General features: G+C 41.2%; 6 protein-coding genes. 4 read left to right on the forward strand and 2 right to left on the reverse strand.

Annotated features, from left to right (window positions below; all coding sequences use genetic code 11):
- Both KK060_RS24095 and KK060_RS24100 read left to right on the forward strand, forming a co-directional pair.
- Nucleotides 1-715: ABC transporter permease (locus KK060_RS24095; protein WP_367397540.1), on the forward strand; the 715-nt coding region annotated here is incomplete at its 5' end.
- 422 nt (nt 716-1,137) lie between these two features.
- The gene (locus KK060_RS24100; protein WP_254157716.1) at nt 1,138-3,390 is read left to right on the forward strand and encodes a PAS domain-containing protein; all 2,253 of its coding nucleotides are present in this window, start codon (nt 1,138-1,140) and stop codon (nt 3,388-3,390) included.
- Between the two features lie 83 nt (nt 3,391-3,473).
- On the opposite strand, the gene KK060_RS24105 is transcribed toward KK060_RS24100, so the two are convergent.
- Both KK060_RS24105 and KK060_RS24110 read right to left on the reverse strand, forming a co-directional pair.
- Nucleotides 3,474-4,943, reverse strand: coding sequence for a PAS domain S-box protein (locus KK060_RS24105; RefSeq protein ID WP_254157718.1), 1,470 nt, complete (start codon nt 4,941-4,943; stop codon nt 3,474-3,476).
- Nucleotides 4,944-5,274: 331 nt separating this feature from the next.
- On the reverse strand, nt 5,275-6,837 hold the full coding sequence (locus KK060_RS24110) for a sensor histidine kinase (protein ID WP_254157720.1): 1,563 nt from the start codon (nt 6,835-6,837) through the stop codon (nt 5,275-5,277).
- Between the two features lie 344 nt (nt 6,838-7,181).
- Between KK060_RS24110 and KK060_RS24115 the strand changes: the two genes are divergently transcribed.
- Both KK060_RS24115 and KK060_RS24120 read left to right on the forward strand, forming a co-directional pair.
- Nucleotides 7,182-7,613 (forward strand): MarR family winged helix-turn-helix transcriptional regulator, encoded by a 432-nt coding sequence (locus KK060_RS24115; RefSeq protein WP_254157722.1) that lies wholly within the window; start codon nt 7,182-7,184, stop codon nt 7,611-7,613.
- A gap of 91 nt (nt 7,614-7,704) precedes the next feature.
- A partial coding sequence (locus KK060_RS24120) for an NAD(P)/FAD-dependent oxidoreductase (protein WP_254157724.1) occupies nt 7,705-8,581 on the forward strand: 877 nt, incomplete at its 3' end.

Below are 8,581 nucleotides of genomic sequence, written 5' to 3' on the forward strand. Positions count from 1 at the left end.
ATTAAATATAGCTTCCAATGATCCGCAGAAAGCAATCGGGGAGGAGGTAATCTTCAAAAGTTTTGGAATACGCGAACGCAGAATGACGATTGTAGGCGTAATGAAAGACTTTCACTATGGCAAGGTTGACAATCTCATTGAGCCAACCGCTTTTATGTTTTGGATCCCAGGAGAACGGGCCATCTTGAACGTTAAAATACGAAGTACAGATATGCCGGCCACGATGGCAAAGATTGAATTGCTCTGGAAGAAACATGATTCTGTTCATCCATTAGAGGCTCAGTTCTTTGATGAGGCAATTGAAGATGCCTACAACGAACTTTCCACGATGATTAAAGTGATTGGGTTCCTTTCCTTCATCGCTATTTCCATCGCTTCTGTGGGGCTGCTCGGCATGGTAATCTTTACCACAGAAGCCAGGCTAAGAGAAATCAGCATACGCAAGGTTCTGGGAGCACACGCTGGTAACCTGGTGTTCTTACTCAGCCGGGGATTCCTGTCTCTGCTTGGAGTAGCAGCACTGATAGCCATCCCAGTAACGTATCTCTTCTTTGAGAAGATGGTGCTCACAAAATTCCCTTTTCATGAGCCGATCGGTTTTGCTGAGCTATTCGCTGGGCTGCTGGCTGTGTTGGTCATTGCATTTATTATGATCGGTGCACAGACCCTGAAAGCTGCACAACAAAACCCCGCTGAAGTATTAAAACGTGAATAAGCAGGTTAGCATGAACATTAGTTGTTAATTACTGCGCGTCCGTGATTTCTTCTCGAATAATTCTGTAAAACGATGTGATGGAATTATCTTCCCAAATTGAAAAAGGTAGAAGATGTTAGAGTTTCTTCCCTTATAAGTTGATGCGTTACAATTGCCTTAAGTAATGAAAATAAATAATTATTCCCTGGCATGACTTTTTACACTTTTATCGCCTTATTTATTTAGCGTACTTTGTCGATGCTCTTAAAATGAGAGGAGGAAAAAGTCTTCCATGATTGTAACCAATGATAGTCTTTTGATGTTAATCATGTGTCTGGCAAGTCATCAAAAACTGGTTGGGGATAATCAGAATTAAAGATGAAGGATACAAAATCACCACATGACCGTACTTAACGAAGGCGCAGTAAGCGATGACAAGGGTCATGGAGCCCGTATTTCCGAGGATAACTACAAATCACTCGTACTTTAATTCCTTTGCCGAAAAATTGTGGGGCTTGAAGCCCGTCATGCAGGAATCCTTCACGAAGTTTTGTGCTTGCTTTAAAGTGTGGTCTTTGGAAGGCAAATTCATTGCGCCTGAAGAGACGCCAATGGCAAGGGCCTTAAAATCTGAAGTATCATTTAGAAATGTTGAGGTACTTGTTGAGAGGCCGGATGGAAGCAAATTCTTTGCGTCCGTAACCGTTGAGCCATTATTTGATGAGGCCGGAGCTTTTGCAGGGGCGGTTGATATTTTCCAGGATATTACGGACAGAAAGGAAAAAGAAGCGCATGTGATTCAAAGTGGAAGAGAATTTGAACACATGATCGATACCCTTCCGGGTACTGTTTGGATTACGGATAAAAACGCTCATTGTACGTTTCTCAATAGCCGATGGTTCGAATATACTGGTCAAACGAAAGATGAAGCATTAGGGCTTGGATGGCTTGAGACTACGCATCCTGATGACAAAGAGAATGCAGCAAAGATTTTTTTGCAAGCCAATGAACGGAAAGAAGCGTTCACGCTGCAGTACAGACTTCGCACAAGAAAGGGAGATTACAGGTGGAACGTTGACTCAGGAGTTCCCAGGTTTGATCGTTATGGGAACTTCGAGGGATACATTGGGTCGGTTGTCGATGTTCATGAGGAATGGCTCGCCACAGAAAAAATTAAAGAGGCACAGCAAGAGTTAAAGAAGACGTTGCAAAAGCTTCGGATCGCAACGGAATCAGCCGAAGTGGGTACGTGGTCTTTCAATCCTAAAACAAAAACACTTGATTGGAGCAATATTCATAAACGTTTATGGGGTTATGATGAGCAAAGGGAAGATTTAACATATGAAGACTGGCATGGAATCATTCTGCCAGAAGACAAAGAGGAAGCCTTCCGACAACTGGCTGTTGCTGAGAAGGAGAAAACGCAGTATGAAAACCTCTACCGCATACGAAGGGTAAAGGATGGGAAAATCCGATGGATAAGATCTGTCGGGCAATTCTTTTACGATGAAAATGGAATGCCCCTTACACTTACAGGGATCAGTATTGATATCACCGATCAGAAAACTGTTGAAGAAAGGTTCAGGTCTCTGGCTGAAACGCTCCCTCAATTGGTTTGGATGACGGATGCAGCAGGTAACTTCGTATATGCTTCCAGAAAATGGGAGGAGTACTCTCTAGTGAACCCAAAATCTCAGGGTGCCTGGGAAAAGCTTGTCCATCCGGATGATAATGTTGCTGTCATTAGGGCCTGGAAAGTTTGCCTGGCAAACGGAAACTCATTTGAAGTAGAGGCCCGGCTACGCGACAAAAATGGCGAGTACCGTTGGCACCTTGGTAAAGGAGAACCGCAAAGAAATGATGCAAACACGATAATAAACTGGATCGGCGCATATTCTGATATTCACGAACAACGTACGCAACAGGAAAATTTGCAAAAACTTGTTATCGAAAGGACAACGGAACTCGCTAATGTAAATGAGCAATTGGCTCAAAAGAATATTGCACTCGTAAGATCTAATCAGGACCTGCAGCAATTTGCGCATGTAGCAAGTCATGACCTGAAGGAGCCGCTAAGGAAGATTCAAAATTATGCAAACCGGATAAGTTTAGACGTAAATGCACAACTGACTGTCAGTAGCAGGTCATACCTTGAAAAAATCATCAGCGCGTCAAGCCGAATGTCATCTATGATTGAAGGTATCTTAAGTTACTCGACTATGGATGCAGGTGTATCAATGGATGAGTTGATTGATTTGAATGATATTATGAGCACAATCCTCACGGATCTTGAACTAACGATTCAACAGAAGAAGGCTGAAATAGAGATATCCGCTCTTCCATCTTTGAGAGGATCTAAATTATTGTTGACGCAGATGTTTTATAATCTCATCAATAATGCTTTGAAGTTCAGCAAAAATGATGTGATACCAGTGGTTAAAGTAGATGCTGTTGCTCAATCAGAACATATTATTGTTTCCATATCAGATAATGGAATAGGCTTTGATCAGCAATATGCATCCCGAATTTTCGAAACCTTTGCACGATTGAATCCTAAAAACCAGTATGAGGGCACTGGTCTTGGTTTATCGCTTTGCCGGAAAATTGCAGAGCGGCATGGAGGTAAAGTTTGGGCAGAAGGTCAATTAGGTAAAGGAGCAACATTTTTTGTGGAACTTCCAATTAACCTCTCGTAAGAAGCACATTATTCATCATTAGAAAGGACGACCAGGTAACCTGGCTAAACTCTTGAAGAAAAAATTGAAGGAATAATATCGTATTAGTTCGTTCCTGATTCGTCTACTGATTGAATCACCAACGGCAACGAAAAGTTAAAAACAGATCCCTGACCAATTTTACTTTTTACATTGATCTGCCCGCCATGACTTCTTATAATACCTGCGCTAATGTACAGGCCCAGACCAAGGCCACTCACTCTATTGCCGCCCTCGACTCTGAAAAACCTATCGAAAACATGATTGAGAGATGTCTCTGCGATGCCTATGCCCTCGTCCGTGACACTTATGCTATCACCTTCCGCAGTCCTATGAGTCGCAAGAGTTACTTTTCCTCCTTCCGGTGAGTATTTAATTACGTTGGTAATTAGATTATTTAATACTTCACCAATAAGCATTTTATCAGCGTACGTTTTACCGACATTGCCTGCACGAAAAACAAATTGATGCTTAGCCGAGCTTTCACGAAACTGCTCTACAGTTTCTGCAATAAAGCCATTTAAGTCAAACCATTCACGATGAAGCATTAATGCTCCTTCAGTAATTCGCGTAGTATCAAGCAAATGAGCCGTAAGGCGTTGTAACTTCTCTGTTTGCCTATTCAGCTTATGCACGAGGTTACGTAGATCCGCTGATTCACTTTTCTTCAACTTCTCTTCAAGAATTTGCCCATACCCTGTCAGGCTAGTTAAAGGTGTTTTGATCTCGTGACTCGCTACTGCAATAAATTCATCTTTTCGGTGCTCGAGTTCTTTACGATCAGTAATATCGAGAATCACACCTATCGTAGAAATGACAGTGTTATGTTCATCAAGTATGGCGGTAACACTTTCACTCACCCATCTTACAGAACCATCCTTCCGCAACACTCTCTTCTCCGTCTCAAATCGCTTTCCGCCATTGATTATCGTTCCAAAAATTTGTCTTTGCAAATGCGAGTCCTGCGCAAGGGTAAAATCAAAAATTGATTTTCCAATTAGTTCCTTCGGTTTATAAGCAAGAAGGTCACAAGTTCTCTCATTGACTAATGTCAACTTTCCCTCTAAATCTGTCTGAAAAATTCCAACGCTTGCCTGATTTACGATTGCCCTAAATCGGGTCTCAGATTCTTGCAGCGCTTTTTGGATTCTCTTTCGCTCTGTAATATTTCTGGCAACACATGACACACCTATTATGCGATTAAAACTATTACGAACAGGAGAAAACACAATTTCAAGGTTCATCATGGTCCCATCCTTGTGAGGTCGCACTGTTTCAAATCGCTCCACCACGTTGTTATGGGCAATGCGATCAATGTCTTTAAAAAGCTGCCTGATGTCTTCAGGGAGCACGATTAACGAAAGACTTTTGCCAATGGCATCGCTGGCAGAGTATCCGTAAAGATCTTGAGCAGCTTTGTTCCAACTTGTTATAATGCTATTAAGGTCCATTGTAACAACGGAATCCTGTGAAGAGTCAACAATGGAAGCGAGGAAGTCACGGTCTGTATGAACCTCAACAGTGTTTTGAATCATAGATGCTTTTAATAATTTTCGAAAAGCCTTCAAGCGGTGGCAGCCTTAAGATAGTGCATGATTTCATGAACGAAACATCGTATCAGCGAATTTAATGTTGACTTAGCTGACATATCTCTCCATAGGAATTAAGGCATCATAATTAATATATCTTGAAGGTTTGTTGTCTTGCTTCAGGCATGTATCAACAGGGCGATGAAATCGTGTGGATGGAATAGCTTTCGATTACTACTTTGCTTTTAATTGCAGAAACAGAAGGGCTAATTATTGTTCGGCCAAGAAATATGTCACTTCAATAAGACTTGCGTCGGTATTCTAAGATTTATCGTCCTCACTTAGAAATTGGAAGATAAACACTGAAGGTAGCTCCTTCATCAGGATTTCCTGTTGCTGTTACAAATCCATTATGGCTTTCAATTACTTTTCGCACTATGGAAAGCCCAATCCCTGTGCCTTTAAACTGAGTTGTACTATGAAGCCGGGTGAACACATTGAATATCTGGTCAGCGTATTGTTGTTCAAAGCCGATTCCATTGTCCTTTATCTTTATAACGTAGTACCTTGAATCTATTGGCACTTTCCTGAACGCAATATCTTCACCATGCACTTCTTCGACAGTAATATCAATCTCAGGTGTGGCGTCTGCTTTATGATACTTCAGCGCGTTTGCTATAATGTTTTGAAATGCTTGTTGCAGTTGTCTTCGATGTCCGCGAACAAATGGAAGAATTTCAATTTTTATTGAAGCTTTTCGTTCTTCGATTTCAAGATCAAGGTCAGTGATTACCGCATTAATCAGCTCGTTTAAATTGACCTCCTCGAATCCGCCGGGTTTAAAGTTCAAATGTGCAAAAGAAAGCAGGTCATCTACAAGAAGCCCCATTCGCGTTGTGGAACTGATCATCCGGTCGAGGTATCTTTTTTCATCTTCAGATAACTTTGCGTCTACGCTTTTCCGAAGCCTGTCAGCAAATATTTGAATCTTGCGGATCGGTTCTTTAAGATCATGAGAGGCAGCATAAGCAAATTGCTCAAGACTATTATTTGAGCGAAGTAGCTCGTAGTTAAGGCACTCAAGATCTCTGGTCCTTTCCTTAACTCTCTTCTCCAATTGTTCTTCAACTGTTTTTAAAGGAGTAATGTCAAGAACAAATTCAACGCATTCATTATCACTTAACCTTTTACCGGCAAATAATCCCCACCATCGTGATCCATCAGGACGAAAGTATTGCTTTTCGTAGGGTGTGTTTTGCCATCTTGTCAAAAATTCATGTCTTGACTTAAGCGTCACATTCATGAATTCAGGTGGCGTTAGTTCATCCCATCTTACTTTTCCTGAAACAAATTCCTCTCTTGTGAAGCCACTCATCCTTTCAAAAGCCGGGTTGGCGTCATGAATTCCTCCATCGAGATCGAAGTAGATTACGCCGACGGTATCAATGGTAAATGTTTTTCGCAGACGGGTTTCAGCTTTAGTGTCCCAATCCTCTGCTGTGAAAATTATGTACTTGATGTCTCCTAGTTGATTCAATACCGGTGTACTTGTTGCCTTCCACCTGAATTCGTTGAATCTTCCGCCATCTGCAACCTGCTTATATTCAAAATTGTCATTGGTATGAGCGATTTTGTACTTAATAACGTTAGCCAGAGAGGCATTTAACGTTTTGTACAGGTCTGGTTTTTCGATAAAGAAAGGGAGTTCGCAAAGTTGAGCAAGGCTGGCACCGGCTAATGCCGTTCTGTCGGTTTCAATGAACCGACACATATCATCACTTGCTGTTAAAATGGTCAATTCATGATTTGGTAAAAAAGCGAATCGTAAACCTGGTGTCGCTTCGAACAAGGTTAAATCCACTTCGATGTCTTGCTGGTACTTTTTGATTACGTTTGTCATCACCTTTTCCTTATCATCTGAACACTACGCTATGTTTAAAATTTCCATCTCAGCTGAAAATTCTATACCTGCTTATTGAAAGATAGCAAAGCGGCAATTCCAGCCTTTTATCTTAGAGGGTTGAGATGATGTTTCGGTAGTGATAATGTGATTGAGCAGGAGAAGGTTCACATAACACTGTATATATTCTTGTTCGACACAACCCTTGCATAATACCCAGCAACGGAGATTCTCAACTGACTTTATAGTAAGTTGATGAGCCGGACATCCACGGTAGCGGTTTGACTGCCATTTGATTCTTGCCGGACTTTTTGAGAAATTTGTTGTCATACTAACAATTGCTTATGCACGAAGAGCCATATGGAGAATATTCATTTCTCCTAGACAGAACTGCCAGACGAGTAAAACAATTTGCGCAGCAACGTTTTAAGACACTTCGTTTTCCTGTAACTGTAGATCAATGGCTTGTGATGAAAAATCTTTATGAAAAAGGGGCGATGAAGCAGAATGAGCTGGCTGAACTATTATTCAAAGATAATCCCACGCTTACACGCATTGTTGACCTCCTCACCGAAAAAAAGCTTGTTGTCCGCAATCCAAATCTTGCAGACAGGAGAAGTTTCCAGCTTGATTTAACAAAAGAGGGAAGACGGAAAGTTGAACAACTTCGTCCTAAAATTCAGGACATCCGCTTACAGGCATGGGAAGGACTTTCTGAAAGGGATTTTCAACATTTCAAGAAAGTTTTGAATACCATCTATAAAAATCTCGGATAGCAACGCTATTTTGAAAACTTTGGAAATTTTGAATCGTTAATGGTAATTAGTTGTTATACTAACTATTATTGTACGAATAAATGCAGAAATTATGATCCAAACAGATATTTGCATTATAGGAGCAGGGCCGGTAGGCCTCTTTGCGGTGTTTGAAGCAGGACTGCTCAAAATGCGATGCCATTTGGTTGATGTCCTTCCGCAAATCGGTGGACAGCTTTCCGAGATCTATCCCAAAAAGCCGATTTATGATATTCCTGGATATCCTGAAATAAAAGCACAGGACCTGGTTGATAACCTTTCCAAACAAATTGAACCTTTTAAGCCAACATTTAGCCTTGGAGAACGAGTTACGCATGTGGTTAAAAATGACGATGGCAGTTTCGAAATTATTACGGACGACAATACAAAGATTCAATGTAAAGTGATTGTCATAGCAGGAGGACTGGGTTGTTTCGAACCACGCAAACCAGAGATTGCTGACCTGGATAGATTTGAAGGAAAAGGAGTTCTTTATTTTGTAAAAAATCCAGATCAGTTCAGGGATAAAAAATTAATTGTGACAGGTGGTGGTGATTCAGCTCTTGATTGGACGATTCATTTGGCTTCAATTGCAAAACATTTAACCCTCGTTCACAGGAATGAAAGCTTTCGGGGCGCTCCCGATTCGGCTGAAAAGGTTTTTGAATTGGCAAAAGCCGGAAAGATTGACCTGCTCTTGAATACAAACTTAAAGGCTGTTGGAGGCAACGGACACTTGAAGGAAGTTTCTCTTGTTGACAAATCGAATAGTATCAAAACAATAGAAGCGGACTATCTTATTCCGTTGTTCGGTCTGAGCCCAAAGCTTGGTCCCATCAGCGAGTGGGGATTAAAGCTGGATAAGAATGCTATTGAAGTGAATACGATTGACTACTCTACCAGCGTTCCAGGAATTTTCGCCATAGGTGATATTAATACATATCCTGGAA

The sequence above is a fragment of the Chryseosolibacter indicum genome (assembly GCF_018598585.1).
GTDB classification, from domain to species: domain Bacteria; phylum Bacteroidota; class Bacteroidia; order Cytophagales; family Cyclobacteriaceae; genus Chryseosolibacter; species Chryseosolibacter indicus.

Coding starts and splice junctions, on each gene's coding strand:
- KK060_RS24110 (WP_254157720.1), bottom strand. CDS start 6,837: ATGACAAACGTAATCAAAAAGTACCAGCAAGACATCGAAGTGGATTTA.
- KK060_RS24100 (WP_254157716.1), top strand. CDS start 1,138: ATGGAGCCCGTATTTCCGAGGATAACTACAAATCACTCGTACTTTAAT.
- KK060_RS24115 (WP_254157722.1), top strand. CDS start 7,182: ATGCACGAAGAGCCATATGGAGAATATTCATTTCTCCTAGACAGAACT.
- KK060_RS24105 (WP_254157718.1), bottom strand. CDS start 4,943: ATGATTCAAAACACTGTTGAGGTTCATACAGACCGTGACTTCCTCGCT.